This window comes from Pseudomonas sp. NFX98 (assembly GCF_047784845.1).
Taxonomy (GTDB): Bacteria; Pseudomonadota; Gammaproteobacteria; order Pseudomonadales; family Pseudomonadaceae; genus Aquipseudomonas.
This window is the reverse complement of sequence record NZ_JBLNNF010000002.1, coordinates 1-17,206: the sequence shown is the minus strand read 5'-3', so window position 1 is coordinate 17,206 and position 17,206 is coordinate 1. Positions and strand designations below refer to the sequence as shown.

Sequence of the window (17,206 nt, the reverse complement as noted above, 5' to 3'; positions counted from 1 at the left end):
GAAATCCCCGGTTTTTTTATTTCGATTCGCTGATCAGCGACGACGGAACAGCGGCAGCGGTTCGTCGGTGGCAGCCTGATAGGTCACCGAGAAGTCCTTGAGACCTTCCAGGGCTTCATACGGATCTTTGTCGGGGCGTACAGCAAACGCATCGAAGCCGCAGCGATGCATGTAGAACAACTGATCACGCAGCACATCACCAATCGCTCGCAGTTCGCCTTTGAAACCATAACGGTCACGCAGCAGGCGGGCGTTGGAGTAGTTGCGGCCATCGGTGAAGGCCGGGAAGTTCAGGGCGATCACCTTGAACTGGTTTGCGTCTTCACCGATCTCTTCGGCTTCTTCATCGGCATCCAGCCACACGCCCAGGCCGCCATCGCGGGCCAACAGCATGCGGCTATGTTCACGCCACAGTTGCAACGGCACGATGAGGTCGTCGCAGTTGCTGATCTCGTCGATGTTGAAGTCCTTGGGCAACAGGTGCCAGGTTTCGTCGACGACTTCGTTGTTCTTAATGATTCGCTGCATAGACGCGCTCCTTGAAGAGGTCAATGCCAATACGCTGATAGGTGTCGATGAAACGCTCGTCTTCGGTACGTTGTTCGATGTACACGTCGATCAGCTTCTCGATCACGTCAGGCATGGCTTCCTGGGCAAAGGACGGGCCGAGGATCTTGCCCAGGCTGGCGTCACGGCTGGCGCTGCCGCCGAGGGACACCTGGTAGAACTCTTCGCCTTTCTTGTCCACCCCGAGGATGCCGATGTGGCCGACGTGGTGGTGACCACAGGCGTTCATGCAACCGGAGATGTTCAGGTCCAGTTCGCCGATGTCGAACAGGTAGTCCAGGTCGTCGAAACGGCGCTGGATCGATTCGGCGATCGGGATCGACTTGGCGTTGGCCAGGGAGCAGAAATCACCGCCCGGGCAGCAGATGATGTCGGTCAGCAGGCCGATGTTCGGCGTGGCGAAACCTTTCTCGCGCAACTCGCCCCACAGGGTGAACAGCTTGTCCTGCTCGACGTCGGCCAGGATGATGTTCTGCTCGTGGGAAGTGCGCAGTTGGCCAAAGCTGTAGCGGTCGGCCAGATCGGCCACGGCGTCGAGCTGCTTGTCGGTGATGTCGCCCGGTGCAACGCCGGTCGGCTTCAGGGACAGGGTCACGGCAACATAACCCGGCTTCTTGTGGGCCAGGGTGTTGCGCGTGCGCCAGCGGGCGAAACCGGGGTTTTGCTGGTCGAGTTCGGCCAGTGCGGCAGTCTGGTTTTCCAGCGCCTTGTAGTCCGGGTCGACGAAGTGTTTGGCGACGCGATGCACTTCAGCTTCGGTCAGCGTGGTCTGGCCACCGCGCAGGTGCTCCATTTCCGCGTCGACTTTCTGTGCGAAGACTTCAGGCGTCAGCGCTTTGACCAGAATCTTGATCCGCGCCTTGTACTTGTTGTCGCGACGGCCATAGCGGTTGTAAACACGCAGGATGGCGTCGAGGTAGCTCAACAGGTCTTGCCACGGCAGGAATTCATTGATGAACGCGCCCACCACCGGTGTACGGCCCAGGCCACCACCGACCAGCACACGGAAGCCCAGTTCGCCAGCGGCGTTGTGCACCGGCTCAAGGCCGATGTCGTGGACTTCGATGGCGGCACGGTCGGAAGTCGAACCGTTGACGGCGATCTTGAACTTGCGCGGCAGGTAAGCGAATTCCGGGTGGAATGTGGTCCACTGGCGGACGATCTCGCACCATGGGCGCGGATCGATCAACTCATCGGCAGCGACGCCGGCAAACTGGTCGGTGGTGACGTTGCGCAGGCAGTTGCCGCTGGTCTGGATCGCGTGCATCTGCACGGTGGCCAGTTCAGCGAGAATGTCCGGGATGTCTTCCACGGTCGGCCAGTTGAACTGTACGTTCTGCCGGGTACTGATGTGGGCATAGCCCTTGTCGTAGTCGCGGGCAATCCTGGCCATCATTCGCATTTGGCGCGAAGTCAGTTGGCCGTAAGGCACCGCGACTCGCAACATCGGCGCGAAACGCTGGATGTAGAGGCCATTTTGCAGGCGCAGGGGGCGGAATTCTTCTTCGCTCAGCTCGCCTGCCAGATAGCGTCGGGTCTGATCACGGAACTGCTTGACGCGGTCCTCGATGATCCGCTGATCGTAATCGTCGTATACGTACATATAAGTCCTGTTCTCAGGCTTGGGTCGCTCGGATACAGCTGCGTTTTTGTGCTTGCTTGAGTCCGAAAGAGCCTCTGCAATTCTGCGCGCACGGCCGCGCACTCCCTATGGAGCCGGGGCAAGATACCAGTTTGCAGTTATGCGCAAAAGTGATGTTTGAGTATATGTAAAGAACCAAATCGACTAACGAGAATTGTTGTCAACTAACCCACATTTGTCGTGCGGACAATCATCGTCTTAACTGTGGTCGAGTCTTTATGCAATCACCGATAAAACCGACAAGAGGCGATGCAATGAGCAACCCAACCAAAGCAAGGAAAAGCGATAGCACGGTCGATGCCTGGGCGATTCTGTTCCTGATAATTCTGGTCGTCGGCACTGCGGTATTTTGGGTCAGTCACCAATAAGCGACCCCGTCCGGGCCTCGTTCCGACGATTGTCGGACAAAAACCGGAATAAACGCCGTTTTGCGGGCGTTCGCTGGCTATAATGCGCGGCGAATTTCCGGGGGCTCGGACGACAAATGTTGAAGTTTCTGTGTGGCGTATTGCTAACGCTGGGTATGGTCGTGGGACCTTGCGCGCAGGCGTCGTCGGTGCTGTTCCTCAATCCAGGAACCACCCGAGAAGCTTTCTGGGTCAGTTACTCGCAATTCATGCAGGCGGCCGCCAAGGACCTGGGCATGGAGCTGCGCATCGAGTATTCCGACCGCAACTCCGACATCACCATCAAGCAGGCGCGCGATGCGCTGCAAGGGCCCAAGCGGCCGGACTATCTGGTGTTCGTCAACGAGCAATACATTGCGCCGGAAATCCTGCGCCTGGCCCAAGGCAGCGGGGTGAAACTGTTTATCGTCAACAACGCCCTGACCCCGGACCAGATGCGACTCCTTGGCGCCCGGCCCGACAAATACCCCGATTGGGTCGGCAGTTTGGTGCCCAACGACGAGGAGGGCGGTTATCTGATGCTCAAGGAACTGATCCGGTTGCACCGTCCGGTGGCTCCCGGTCAGTCCATCGACCTGCTGGCATTCTCGGGGCTGAAAATCACGCCGTCCGCGCAGTTGCGCGAAAAAGGCATGCGCCGGGCATTGGCCGAACATCCTGAAGTGCGTTTGCGGCAGATGGTGTACGGCGGCTGGACCCGCGAACGGGCCTACGAACAGGCCAAGGTCCTGTTCAAACGCTACCCACAGACCTCGCTGGTGTGGTCCGCCAATGACGAAATGGGTTTTGGCGTCATGCACGCCTTTGAAGAGTCTGGCGGCAAACCCGGCAGGGACGCGCTGTTCGGCACCATCAACAATTCGCCTGCAGCATTGCAGGCGTTGCTGGACAACCGTTTGAGCGTGCTGCTCGGCGGGCACTTCAGCTTGGGCGGCTGGGCGTTGGTGCAATTACACGACTACGACGAAGGTGTCGACATCAGCCAATACGGCGGTCGCGACCGGCAGATTCCGTTGTTGCAATTGATTGACCGGGCACAAGCCAAGCGACTGCTGGCAATGGGCGCCAAGCAGGATTTCGGTGTGGATTTTCACAAGCTCTCGGCAAAAGGGCGACCGACGTCCTGGCGTTACCCGTTCACCTTGCAAACCCTGATGCACTGAGCCGCTTCAAATCCCCGCCAGATACAGCACCAGTTTGACGATGCCAAATAACGCCAGCGCAAACACGGCTGTGAAGCCGATCCCCAGAATCACGAAATGACTCGGTTTGCCGTGGGTGAAATCCCGCGCGCGATTCTTTCCGCTCTGCACACCGAATGCCGCGGCCATGACGCTGTGCAGCATCTGCCAGAACGTCGGCGGCTTGTTGTCGACTGGATCGTCCATATATCCCTCGCCTGGAAATAAGTCCTCAAAGCATAGCCAATGCGACGAATACTGTTGTGTTGAACCTGTCTGCGGATCGACGCAATTCGTTACCGGTTTTTCTCAAAGCGATAACTATCTACCGCAGTTGCGGCTTGGCGAAATGGTGTCCTGTCGATCCACTTTTATGGAGAGACAATATGCCTAACCATCCGCCGACTTCGTCCCGGCCGCTTCCAGGCCAAAGCAGTATTCACAGTGAGCTACTGGAACAACTGACGCCCCAATGGCTGATCAACGCCACGCCGCAAAGACGGGCCGCAATCAAGGACACCGGCACGCGGGCGCCGGACTGGTATCAGCGGTTGTCAACCGGGCAACAGCAGACACTCAAGGACCGTTTCAACGCCAGTTTTGCTGCGCAGTCCCGACTGGACAAGACGATGTCATCGCTGCAAGACATCGACACCTTTGCCGAACCGATACTCATCAAAGCCTTGAAGGAACGTTTTGGCGTTGAAGTAGACGTCAATAAAACCCAAGTCTGTCTCAGGCGCCCGCTGGAGGTGGGCGTGTTTGAAATAGAAGTTTCATCGTTTGAGGTGCTGAAGCTGTCGCTATTACAGGCGGCGCTGCATAACTTCGAAGCATCCGAGTGTGAGGACGGGGCCTTTCATCGCCAGTCCGGGTTTGTTGTCGAGACATCGACTCCGGGCACGTTCCAGGTTGCTACCTTCGAAATGACGGTGAGCGAGTTCCTGACACTGTGCCGCCAACTGGATATCGGCGCGCAGTACCAGACCCGTGTGAAAGCGTTTTTCCAGTCAGCGGATGCGCAGACACTTCGTCAGCAGTTCATTGCCAGTCAGAAAGCGGCAATGCGGGCCGCGGCCGAACTGGCCCTGCTGAAAAAGGACATCGAGCCCGAAGACTACACAATGATCCTCTCGGTCACTGAGGGCGAAATTCATCCCAAGGTTGGTAACAAGCCCGTCTGGTTTCGTGACTTGAATTTGATGAAGCGCCGGATGACAGGCTGCGTGGTGTTCAGCGTCAGTGAACCGTATCGCTACACCAGTGACTTCATCGTCTACATTCCCCATGACCCGGAACACCCGCTCAAGCGCTACACCTCCGAGCAGATGCGTGAAGAATTCAAGCGCCAGTTCACCGCCCGGGATGCATCGCCTGCCCCCAATGACGGGCCGACGGCTCACCAGCGTTTTTTCAGCCAGTTCGTGGCCTACGCCGACCGTCCTTATTACTTCAGCCAGTTCACCCGCAAAGCCGCTGACTCCCCTGCCGATCCTTTGCGTTCGTTTTGGATGAAAGTCGTCCAATACCTACCGCCGCTATCAACGGCAGCGCACATCAAAGAGTTGCCACCCGAACGGCCAGGTAAACGTGAGCCGGTCGACGATCCCTACCTCAATCCTTTCGGGATCACTCGCGAAGGTGTGGCCGGTATCTGGTCCGCCAACACTGATCTGTGGACTTATCTCTACCAACAAAACCGCGCCAAGGTGATCGCCGATGCACGCAGTCATGCGGTGCCCACGGCTGACGTCGACGCCAGGGTGCGGGCAGAAAAGCTCAATCACCTGCTGGAATTCGGCATGCTGGGGCTGAACATGGTGTCGATGTTCGTGCCGGTTCTGGGCGAAATCATGCTGACGGTGATGGCCGGTCAACTGCTGTACGAATCGTTCGAGGGCACGATCGAATGGAGTGAGGGCGATCGCATCGCCGCCAAGGGGCATCTGGTCGACGTGGCCGAGAATCTGGCACTGATCGCGGTGATGGCAGGAGGGGGCAAAGGGCTGGCCAAGTTGACGGCGGTGAAACCCGAAGCGGTGATCGAACGCCTGGAGCCGGTCAAGCGTGCCGATGGTGAAGCCCGGTTATGGAAACCTGACCTTAGCGCCTACGAAAGCAATATCACGCTGAATCGGCATTCAATGCCTGATGAGCTTGGACAGCATCCGGTCAATGGCAAAACCTTTATCCGGCAGAGCGGCAAGGTCTATGAAACAACCTTTGACCCATCGCTGGAGAAATGGCGCATCCGGCATCCGACGGACAAGCAGGCCTGGCAGCCGATCCTCGAACACAACGGGCACGGCGCCTGGCGCCATACGCTGGAGCGCCCGCGAACATGGGATCGCCTGACGCTGCTGCGGCGCATCGGCCACATCACCGAGGGCGTCTCCGATGAGCAATTGCTCGACATTGCCGACGCCTGTGGCGTCGAGGACAACGCCTTGCGCAAGATGCACACGGACCATCTGCCACCGCCTCCAGCACTGGCGGACGCCTTGCGGCTATTCGAAGGCGAGCCTGGCATGGGTGGGGAGTTGGCCGAAAAGTTGCGGCGCGCCAGCCCGGGGTTGAGCAATGCCGCTGCCCGGAGGGTTTTGCTGGACGCCAATGCCGAAGAGCTTTCACGTCTGAAAGCAACGCGCCGAATACCGTTGAGGATGCTGGAAGAGGCCCGTTGGTACACGCAGCAGGGGCGTGAGGCGCGCGCCTTCATCGACTTGCAGACGGGCAACATGACTTCCGCAGACAGCCGGTTGCTCGCGCTGCATGCCCTGGAAAAGTTGCCGGGTTGGTCCGGCGAGGTACGTCTGGAGGTTCGCGACGGCCATATCAACGGTCTGCTCATTGACGGTATCGGCAGTGAATCAGCCACCCGTCGCAAGTACGTCGTGAAACAGGGACCTTCCTATCAGGCATTTGATGAGCGTGGCGAGGCGCTCAATGGTGTGCCGGCCAGCGGCGACAACTTTTTTGCCTCGATCATGCAAGCCTTGCCTGACGAGTCACGTCAGGCACTGGGCGTTCCTCATGTCAGTCAAGGTGCCAATCTGCAGCAGGCCGTCATCGAATCGGCCGTCGAACATCGGGCGATGTTGTCACGCCTGTTGGCGGAGCGTGCCGGTAACCGCAAGTCTTTCAAACCACCTGCACGGGTCACCGAGCGCAGGGTGGGTTACTACGCCAGCGGGCGCGGGCAAGGTTTGAATCCTTCGCTGGTGACACGGGTGCAGGATGTGTATCCGGCGCTCACCGATCAGCAAGCCAACGGATTTATCCTGGCACAGATGCGGGCGGGCAAAACCGATACCCAGATCTACAGCTTGTTGAAGGGGCGCATGCGGGAATGGAAAGAACTGGAATCGACGCTCGATCAATGGGTTGGCGAGCCGGTTCCGGAGTCCATTTTGCAGTCGATACTGGGGAGCAGGAGCTCGGTCGCGCATAACATCAAACAAAGCTGGCGCAATTCGCCGTTGGCCGGGGAACACTCCCGCTTCAGGTTGCTGGATTTGGTCTGCCACGACCCGATCCCTCAGTTGTCGGCGGATTTTTCCCATGTACGTGATCTGAATGTCCGGGGTCGGTGCATCACTGACGTCAACGCCGATGCCCTTTTGACGAGTTTTCCAAAGCTTAAACGGCTGCGAATCAATGCTACAGGCAACGAGTTCAGCAACGTTCCCGAAGCATTGAGCGAAATGCACGACCTCAGGGACCTGAGCCTGTTCTCAGCGACTTCATACGCGGTGGATATGCCGTCAAGGTTGAATGCGTTGACTGGGCTTGAAGACCTCACGGTTTCTTCCTCCAGCTACGCGCCGCTGGCCCTGGATGTTTCCCGGTTGCACAAATTGCGTAGCCTGGAGGTCGTTGCCTCTTCAATGTTCGAATGGCCTGCCGGAGTTCTCGAACTGCCGCGCCTTGAGCGTTTAAGCTTGAGAGGGACAGGGATCAGAACATTGCCCGATAGCATTTTCGAAGGGCATGAAAAGCTCTGGTCCGGATTGTCACTGGAGTGGTCAAACTTCTCGCGGGAAAACTTCAAGCCGGCGTATGAATACGCCAAGAACCATCCTGCGCACCTTGTTGATCTGGAGGAAATGGTCAGGGGCTACAGCAAGGGTGAGTTAAAACGTCTCGGCAAAGGTATCAACGACTCTTTCGACGGGGTGTTCAATCAGTTTGCCGAGCAATGGCCGGATGCCGAGTCCAGGTTTGCGGCTGTTGAGGCCTTGAGTGAGCAATACAGCGTGCTCGAGCGACAACTCGATGACTGGTCCAGTCGTGCGATACAGACGCCAATGATCAAGGAGATGATGGGGCGCACCTGGGCGAAAAACGCCCTTAAAGACTGCTGGCGCAATGGCGTCTTCAAACGTTATGGCTCGACAGGCGATGCGTCGGTGCTCGATTTGCCGAATCTGGAACTCAGTGAATTTCCCGAGCTGCCGGCCGGTGCTTTCCCACATGTGCAGAACCTGTACTTGAAGGGCAGCAAAGCGTCCGCAGAACAGATTCGCGGCTTCATCGGTGGTTTCACTGAACTGCAAAAGCTCGACTTAAGCCGCAATGAATTGACTGAAGTGCCGATAGCGCCCGGTGAACTTGGGCAATTGATTCATCTGAATCTTTCCGACAACAGCATTGGTGCCGGTTCAGCAGCTGTGCAATATATTGAGGGGTTGCAGTCTCTCGAATACCTGGACCTGCGCAACAACCCGCTGCACGCGCTGGATGTCAGCGCATTGAGTCGCCTCAAAGCCTTGAGTCTGCGCGGCACAGCACTGCATGAATGGCCGATAGGGGCGCAAAACTTGCCAGAACTGACCTGGCTGGATCTGCGTGATAGTCAGCTCAGTGAACTGCCCGTGCAGCTTGCGGATGACATGCTGCTAAAGACCAATCTGACCGGCACGCCTTTGACCCCGCAATCCATTGCAACGCTAAAACTCGCCCAACAGCGTTTGGAGGTCGCCAAAGGGCTGCCACTCGGGATCCTGGAGCGGTTTGACCTGGAAGAGGTGCCGACGGTTTTCCCACCGTCCGAGAGCGGGGAATCGATCGCCCGACATTTGCTGCCGTTGACAGAAATCCCGGTGGGAGAAGGGCCTGCGTTTTTGACTAAACGCCTGCAACGGTTGAAACCTGACCTCGTCGATGAAGACGCCTTTCAGGTGATCGAACAGGTACGCGCGAATGGCTTAACGGACGCGGAACTCAGCTCGCGACTTTCCGAAATGGGAACAAACCTTTGAATTGCTCACCCGTCGTTTGAATGGCTGGCTGTATACGCGAGGCATTCAAGGTGCTGGCTGGATGACGTCTTCGGGCACTCGCAGGCTGGGGGCTTTACGAATCCTTGAATGCTGGCGTGAGGGTCTGCTCGGCACGCAAGGTGCTACGGATTCCGTGTTGAATCTGAATGGCCTGCAACTCGGAGACCTGCCCGAGCTGCCGGTAGCGTTCGATCATGTGGGCAGCTTGAACCTGACGAGTGTAAAGCTTACCGCTCAAGGTTCAGATGGATTCCTCAGGGCATTTACGCAACTGAAAACGCTGGAACTCAATGGCAATGGACTGGATCTCGTGCCTGACCCGGTTCAACACATGGCCAAGCTGGAACGGCTCGAAATGTCCTCGAATCTTGTAAACGATAACGAGCAATTGTATGCCTCGTTGGGTCATCTGGAACGGTTGAAATGGCTGGACCTGGGCTACAACGAACTGGATACCTTTGATGTCGGTTCTTTTGAAGCTCTGGAGACGCTCGACCTGCGCAACAACAACCTGACCGAATGGCCGGACGGTGCGCTCGACTCCTATCGGCTCAGAGCGTTGAACCTCAGTGGCAACGACATCACATCGATTCCTGAACAGGCTCTGGATGGCAGCCACGAAGTGCTGCTGCGCGGTATCGATCTGAGCGATAACTACAATGTGTCGCTGGAGAGCCTTGAGCGACTGCGGACCTATCGCGAACAGGGTTTGCACGAGACCGTTCTGGGGTTCACGCGCGCTGATCTGGATGAGTTGATTGATGATGCCCTTGGTTTCGACGAAGAGGGCAATGAAAGCGTCGAATCTGATGAAGAACTCACTGAAACCGAGCCTGACGCCGCGCAAAAGGAGCCCTGGTTAGCCAATGCACCCCCCGAGGAATTGGCTGGTAAAAGCGAGATCTGGAATCAACTGGCGGCGGAGCCGGACAACGCGGCGTTCTTCCATTTGATTGCCCGATTGCAGGATACCCAAGAGTTCAGAGTGGCGAATGCCGACCTGACCCGGCGAGTGTGGACAGTCATGGACGCCGCCGCCGGCAACAGCGAACTGCGTGAGGTGTTGTTCGCCAGTTCCGCGACCCATGGTACCTGTGTCGACGGTCGAATCCTGACGTTCAGCGGGCTGGAAAGCAAAGTGTTCACCCACAATGCCTTGCTCGATCTTCCTGTCGGAGGCTTGAGCGTGAAGGGTGAAGCACTGTTGAAATTGTCCCGGCAGTTGTTTCGTCTGGACAAGGTAGATGAGCTGGCCACAAGGGCCACTCGTATTGGTCTGGATGAGGCTGAGGTACGTCTGGGTTATCGAATCGGTCTGACTGATGGCTGGGATGATGGCCTGAGCCTGCCAGGGCAACCGAAACACATGACCTATGCCTCGGGCGTTACGCCTCGGCAAATGGCGGACGCGCGCATTGAGATCCTCAATGCAGAACGCTCCGATGCCTTTCTTGAAGACCTGATCCAGCGTGACTATTGGGTGAGTTATCTCAAGGAGAAATACCCTGGGGTCTTCCAGGCACTTGATGAGATGGATGTTCAGGAGGAGGTGGATAACGCCGATGAAGCTGTCTTCTTGAGCCAGCTTTTCGAACAGGCGGCGGCACGCAACGCGAAGATGATCGAGTTGTCCCGACATGAGGTTGCGGAGCTGGCGGGTGGCTCAAGCAGCTAAATCAGTAAAACCACATTACCTTTGGGAGCGAGCTTGCTCGCGATGAGGGCCCGATATTCAACATCAATGTTGACTGACACGCCGCCATCGCGAGCAAGCTCGCTCCCACAAGGGATCTTTGCCAACCACAATGTTGTGGTTGGCAAAGCAGCTTAGTTGTCGTAACCAAGGTTCGGCGCCAGCCAGCGTTCGGTCACGCTCAACTCCTGGCCTTTACGCGAGGTGTAGCTCTGCACCTGGTCCTTGTCGATCTTGCCCACGGCGAAGTATTGCGCCTGCGGGTGAGCGAAGTACCAACCGCTGACCGCCGCTGCCGGGAACATCGCGTAATGCTCGGTGAGGAACACGCCGCTGCGGCCGGCACGCATTTCGGCGGCGTCGGGGTCGAGCAGGGCGAACAACTGGGCTTTCTCGGTGTGATCCGGGCACGCCGGGTAGCCCGGAGCAGGGCGGATGCCGGTGTATTGCTCTTTGATCAGCGCCTCGTTGTCCAGGGTTTCATCCTTGGCGTAGCCCCAATGTTCTTTACGCACTTGCTGGTGCAGCCATTCGGCGCAGGCCTCGGCCAAACGGTCGGCCAGGGCCTTGACCATGATCGAGTTGTAGTCGTCGCCCGCGTCCTGATAGGCCTTGGCCACTTCTTCGGCACCGATACCGGCGGTGGTGATGAAACCACCCACGTAGTCGGTGAGCTCGCTGTCTTTGGGCGCGACGAAGTCGGCCAGGGAGAAGTTAGGCTTGCCGTCGGTCTTGATGATCTGCTGACGCAGGTGATGCAGCTTGGCCAATGGCTTGCCGTCATCGCCGTAGAGCTCGATGTCGTCGTCGCGCACCTGGTTGGCCGGCCAGAAGCCGAACACCGCGCGGGCGCTGATCAGCTTCTCGTCGATCAGTTTGGCGAGCATTTCCTGGGCATCGGCGTACAACGCGGTAGCCGCTTCACCGACCACTTCGTCCTGGAGGATGCGCGGGAATTTACCGGCCAGGTCCCAGGAAATGAAGAACGGCGTCCAGTCGATGTATTCGGCCAGCACTTTCAGGTCGATGTTATCCAGCACTTTGGTGCCGGTGAACGTCGGTTTGACCGGCTCGTAGGTGCTCCAGTCGAACTGTGGTTTTTTCGCGATCGACGCGGCATAGCTCAGGCGTTCGGTGCGGGCGCTGCGGTTGGCGGTGCGCTCGCGAACGTCGATGTATTCCAGGCGGGTTTTCTCGACGAAAGCCGGTTTCAACTCTTTCGACAGCAATTGCGTCGCCACGCCCACGGCGCGGGAGGCGTCGGTGACGTAGATCACCGCATCGTTGCTGTACTTGGGTTCAATCTTCACTGCCGTGTGCGCTTTGGAAGTGGTCGCGCCACCGATCATCAACGGCAGGTGGAAATCCTGGCGCTGCATCTCGCGCGCCACGTGGACCATTTCATCGAGCGACGGGGTGATCAGGCCGGACAGGCCGATGATGTCGCACTTTTGTTCCTTGGCCACCTGGAGGATTTTTTCCGCCGGGACCATCACGCCGAGGTCGACGATGTCGTAGCCGTTGCAACCCAGCACCACGCCGACGATGTTCTTGCCGATGTCGTGCACGTCGCCTTTCACCGTGGCCATGAGAATCTTGCCCTTGGCTTCCGGTTTGTCGCCTTTTTCCAGCTCGATGAACGGGATCAGGTGCGCCACGGCCTGCTTCATCACGCGGGCGGATTTCACCACCTGCGGCAGGAACATCTTGCCGGCGCCGAACAGGTCGCCAACGATGTTCATGCCGGACATCAAAGGGCCTTCGATCACTTCGATCGGACGGGCGAACGACTGACGCGACTCTTCGGTGTCTTCGACGATGTGCGTGGTAATGCCTTTGACCAGCGCATGTTCCAGGCGCTTGTTGACGTCCCAGTTACGCCACTCTTCGGTCTCGGCTTCCTTGACGCTGCCGTCGCCCTTGTACTTGTCGGCGATGGCGAGGAGGGCGTCGGTGCCTTCCGGGGTGCGGTTGAGGATCACGTCTTCGACGGCGTCACGCAGTTCCACCGGAATCTGGTCGTAGATCTCCAGTTGACCGGCATTGACGATACCCATGGTCAGGCCGTTGCGGATCGCATACAGCAGGAACACCGAGTGAATGGCCTCGCGCACCGGGTTGTTGCCACGGAACGAGAATGACACGTTGGACACGCCGCCCGAGGTCAGGGCATACGGCAGTTCATCACGGATGTAGGCACAGGCGTTGATGAAGTCCACAGCGTAGTTGTTGTGTTCTTCGATGCCGGTGGCTACGGCGAAGATGTTCGGGTCGAAGATGATGTCTTCCGGCGGGAAGCCGACTTCGTTGACCAGGATGTCGTAGGAGCGTTTGCAGATTTCTTTCTTGCGCGCTTCGGTGTCGGCCTGGCCGGCTTCGTCGAAGGCCATCACCACCACGGCGGCGCCGTAGCGTTTGCACAGTTTGGCGTGATGAATGAACTGTTCGACGCCTTCCTTCATGCTGATCGAGTTGACGATGCCCTTGCCCTGAATACATTTCAGGCCGGCTTCGATCACTTCCCACTTCGAGGAGTCGATCATGATCGGTACGCGGGAGATGTCCGGTTCACCGGCAATCAGATTGAGGAAGGTCACCATGGCCTTCTTCGAATCGAGCATCCCTTCGTCCATGTTGATGTCGATCACCTGGGCGCCGGCCTCGACCTGTTGCAAGGCGACTTCCAGGGCTTCGGTATAGTTGTCTTCACGGATCAGGCGGGCGAACTTGGCGGAACCGGTGATGTTGGTACGCTCGCCGACGTTGACAAACAGCGAGCTGCGATCGATGGTGAACGGTTCCAGGCCCGAGAGACGGCAGGCCTTTGGAATCTCCGGAATCTCGCGCGGCGCATAACCGGCCACGGCTTTGGCGATGGCCTCGATGTGGCCCGGCGTGGTGCCGCAGCAACCGCCGACGATGTTGAGGAAGCCGCTTTGGGCGAATTCTTCGATGACCTTGGCGGTTTGCGACGGCAGTTCGTCGTACTCGCCGAATTCGTTCGGCAGGCCGGCGTTCGGGTGCGCGGAAACGTGGGTGTTGGCCTTGTTCGACAGCTCTTCGAGGTACGGACGCAGTTCGCTGGCGCCGAGGGCGCAGTTCAGGCCGACCGAAATCGGTTTGGCGTGGGCCACGGAGTTCCAGAAGGCTTCGGTGGTCTGGCCCGACAGCGTACGGCCGGAGGCGTCGGTGATGGTGCCGGAAATCATGATCGGCAATTCGATGCCCAGTTCTTCGAACACGCCTTGCACGGCGAAGATCGCGGCTTTGGCGTTGAGGGTGTCGAAGATGGTTTCGATCAGGATCAGGTCGGCGCCGCCTTCGATCAGGCCCTTGGTGGATTCGGTGTAGTTTTCCACCAACTCATCGAAGGTCACGTTGCGGTAGCCAGGGTTGTTGACGTCCGGCGACAACGAACAGGTGCGGCTGGTCGGACCGAGCACGCCGGCAACGAAGCGCGGCTTGTCCGGGGTTTCCAGGGTCTTGGCGTCGGCCACCTTGCGTGCAAGGCGCGCGCCTTCTACGTTTAACTCGTACGCCAGGCCTTGCATGCCGTAATCGGCCAGGGAAATCTGGGTGGCGTTGAAGGTGTTGGTTTCCAGAATGTCGGCGCCGGCATCCAGGTAAGCCTTTTCAATGCCACCGATCACGTCCGGGCGCGTCAGCACCAACAGGTCATTGTTGCCTTTGACATCACTCGGCCAGTCGGCGAAGCGTTTGCCACGATAGTCCTGCTCTTCGAGCTTGTAGCTCTGGATCATCGTGCCCATGCCGCCATCGAGAATCAGGATGCGCTCTTTAAGGGCGTGCTTGAGAGCTTGAAGGCGAACGCTGCGATCGGACATTTGGACTACTCGATAAGGCCATGACGAAGGGCCGAGATAATAGCAAACCTGTGCGCTTTTAGAGCATGTTCGGGTTTTGCATGAATATCGTTCATGTTGGTGCGAGCGTCAGACCGGTAGAATCGCGGCGTTTTCAAAGGATCGGGGCCAGGGACATGTCGTATCGCGTCGTCATCAGCAGTGTGTTGATGTTTTTAAGCTGGGGCGCGGTCGCGCAAAGTCCGGCGGTGTCCCCTGCGATCTCCTACACCCGCGATATTCAGCCGATCTTTACCGAAAAGTGTGTGGCCTGCCATGCCTGCAACGACGCCGCCTGTCAGCTCAATCTGGGCAGCGGTGAAGGCGCGGCGCGGGGGGCGACGAAAGTTCCGGTGTACGACGGCGACCGCAGTCAGGCCGTTGCACCGACCCGGTTGTTTTATGACGCTTCCGGTAAACGGGCCTGGCAGCAAAAGGGCTTCTATTCGGTACTCGATGCCCAAGGCAGCCAGGCGGCACTGATGGCGCGAATGCTTGAACTGGGCCACAGCGTGCCGTTGCAACCTAACGCCAAGCTACCTGAAGACATCGTCCTGGGCCTGAACCGCGACAACACCTGCGCCATGCCTGCCGAGTTCGACGGCTACGCCAGTGCCCATCCGAAGGAAGGCATGCCGCTGGCGGTGACTGGCCTGACCGATCAGCAATACCAGACGCTGCAACGCTGGCTGGCCTCTGGCGCGCCGATCGACGAGCAAGGCCTGGTGCCGAGCGCACAAGAAGCCTTGCAGGTAGTGCAGTGGGAGAATTTGCTCAACGCGCCGGGTGCCCGACAAAGTCTGGTGGGGCGCTGGCTGTTCGAACACTGGTTCCTCGCGCACATCTATTTCAAGGACGGCGAGCCGGGGCATTTCTTCCAGTGGGTGCGTTCGCGCACGCCGACCGGCCAGCCCATTGACGTGATCAACACCCGTCGCCCGAACGACGATCCGGGCGTGCAGTTCTATTACCGCTTGTGGCCGGTGCAGGGTGTGATCGTGCACAAGACCCACATTACCTATCCGCTGAGCGCGGCGAAAATGGCCCGGGTCAAAAGCCTGTTCTACAACGGCAACTGGCAGGTCAGCGCCTTGCCGGGTTATGGACCTGAACGTCGGGCCAACCCGTTTTCCACGTTCGAAGCCATCCCGGCCCAGGCGCGTTACCAGTTCATGCTTGATAACGCCGAATACTTCGTGCGCACCTTTATTCGCGGCCCGGTGTGTCGGGGGCAGATCGCCACGGACGTGATCCGCGACAACTTCTGGGCAATGTTCCAGGCGCCGGAACACGACCTCTACATCACCGACCCGAACTATCGCGGCCAGGCCACGCCGTTGCTGGCGATGCCGGGGCAGAACGACGATGTCGGCAGCGTCCTGACCCTTTGGCACGATTACCGCGACAAACGTAACGAATACGAGGCCTTGCGCCGGGACAGCTACGCCGATGAGCCGGCACCGAGTTGGTCGACGTTGTGGGCCGGAAACGACAATGCGCTGCTGAGCATCTTCCGGCATTTCGACAGCGCCGCTGTGACCAAAGGCTTGATCGGCGAGGTTCCGCAGACCATGTGGCTGTTCGATTACCCCTTGCTGGAGCGCACGTATTATCAGTTGGCGGTGAATTTCGACGTGTTCGGCAACGTCTCCCACCAAGCCCAGACACGCCTGTATTTCGACCTGATCCGTAACGGTGCCGAGCAGAATTTCCTGCGCTTGATGCCGGCCGATTCGCGGGACGATTACCTCGATGACTGGTACCAGAGCAGCGGCAAATTCAAGATGTGGATGGACTATGAAGCCATCGACGACGACAAGCCGAGCGCGCTGAAACTCGACGAGAAGGACCCTAAACGCGATTTCGCCAAGCAATTGCTGGCGCGTTACGGCGAGCTCAACGCAAAGCCTGATCCGATCAATCGCTGCGACGGCGCCTATTGTTCACGGCCGAACATCGACCCAGACCTGCAAAATGCCGAGCAAGCCTTGAGCACGCTCACCGCGCGTCCGGCTGCCGGGCTCAAGGTCATTGATCAACTGCCGGAAGCAACGATGTTGCGCGTCGAAACCGCGAGTGGGCAGCGTGTGGTCTACAGCCTGCTGCGCAATCGCGCGCACAGCAACGTGGCATTCCTGCTCGGCGAATCGCTGCGTTATCAGCCGGGGCTGGACACCCTAACCATTTTCCCCGGCGTACTCAGCAGTTACCCGAACTTCATGTTCAACATCCCGGCTGATCAGGTTCCGGCGTTTGTGGAGGCGATGGAAAATGCCAAGGACGCCAACCGTTTCGAAAAAATCGTCGAACGTTGGGGGATCCGCCGCAGTCATCCGCAATTCTGGCAGTATTTTCATGATTTGAGCCGCTATATCCACGAGACCGAGCCGGTGGAAGAGGGCGTGCTGGACATGAATCGCTACGAAAACCTCTGAAACACGCTAATCCCCGTAGGAGCTGCCGCAGGCTGCTATCTTTTGATCTTGAAAACAAAATCAAAAGATCGCAGCCTGCGGCAGGTCCTACAGGGATATTGTCCAGTTTCCCGCGTTACTGAGTGACGCAGCGCGT

General features: G+C 58.3%; 8 protein-coding genes. 4 read left to right on the top strand and 4 right to left on the bottom strand.

All coding sequences use genetic code 11. From position 1 onward, the window contains the following. Positions 1-33: 33 nt before the first annotated feature. Together ACM110_RS02505 and ACM110_RS02500 are read right to left on the bottom strand one after the other, a co-directional pair. Positions 34-528, bottom strand: coding sequence for a DUF934 domain-containing protein (locus ACM110_RS02505; RefSeq protein WP_338581082.1), 495 nt, complete (start codon positions 526-528; stop codon positions 34-36). Continuing rightward, on the bottom strand, positions 512-2,170 hold the full coding sequence (locus ACM110_RS02500; RefSeq protein WP_416126421.1) for a nitrite/sulfite reductase: 1,659 nt from the start codon (positions 2,168-2,170) through the stop codon (positions 512-514). The genes ACM110_RS02505 and ACM110_RS02500 overlap by 17 nt, the downstream gene beginning before the upstream one ends. 523 nt (positions 2,171-2,693) lie before the next feature. On the opposite strand from ACM110_RS02500, the gene ACM110_RS02495 reads away from it, so the two are divergent. Further along, positions 2,694-3,779, top strand: a complete 1,086-nt coding sequence (locus ACM110_RS02495; protein ID WP_416126420.1) for an ABC transporter substrate-binding protein — start codon at positions 2,694-2,696, stop codon at positions 3,777-3,779. A gap of 6 nt (positions 3,780-3,785) precedes the next feature. Here the strand turns inward: ACM110_RS02495 and ACM110_RS02490 are convergent, their stop codons facing one another. After that, positions 3,786-4,004 (bottom strand): DUF2970 domain-containing protein, encoded by a 219-nt coding sequence (locus ACM110_RS02490; RefSeq protein ID WP_416126419.1) that lies wholly within the window; start codon positions 4,002-4,004, stop codon positions 3,786-3,788. A gap of 179 nt (positions 4,005-4,183) precedes the next feature. Here ACM110_RS02490 and ACM110_RS02485 point away from each other — a divergent pair, with 179 nt between their 5' ends. Both ACM110_RS02485 and ACM110_RS02480 read left to right on the top strand, forming a co-directional pair. Then, on the top strand, positions 4,184-9,058 hold the full coding sequence (locus tag ACM110_RS02485) for a dermonecrotic toxin domain-containing protein (protein WP_416126418.1): 4,875 nt from the start codon (positions 4,184-4,186) through the stop codon (positions 9,056-9,058). A gap of 154 nt (positions 9,059-9,212) precedes the next feature. Next, entirely contained in the window at positions 9,213-10,754 is a 1,542-nt protein-coding gene (locus ACM110_RS02480) for an NEL-type E3 ubiquitin ligase domain-containing protein (RefSeq protein ID WP_416126417.1), read from the top strand. 152 nt (positions 10,755-10,906) lie between these two features. On the opposite strand, the gene metH is transcribed toward ACM110_RS02480, so the two are convergent. Then, positions 10,907-14,617 (bottom strand): methionine synthase, encoded by a 3,711-nt coding sequence (gene metH, locus ACM110_RS02475; RefSeq protein ID WP_416126416.1) that lies wholly within the window; start codon positions 14,615-14,617, stop codon positions 10,907-10,909. A 155-nt stretch (positions 14,618-14,772) separates the two neighbouring features. Here metH and ACM110_RS02470 point away from each other — a divergent pair, with 155 nt between their 5' ends. Next, complete coding sequence (locus tag ACM110_RS02470) at positions 14,773-17,070, top strand: fatty acid cis/trans isomerase (RefSeq protein ID WP_416126415.1); 2,298 nt, start codon at positions 14,773-14,775, stop codon at positions 17,068-17,070. The last annotated feature ends 136 nt before the right edge of the window (positions 17,071-17,206 follow it).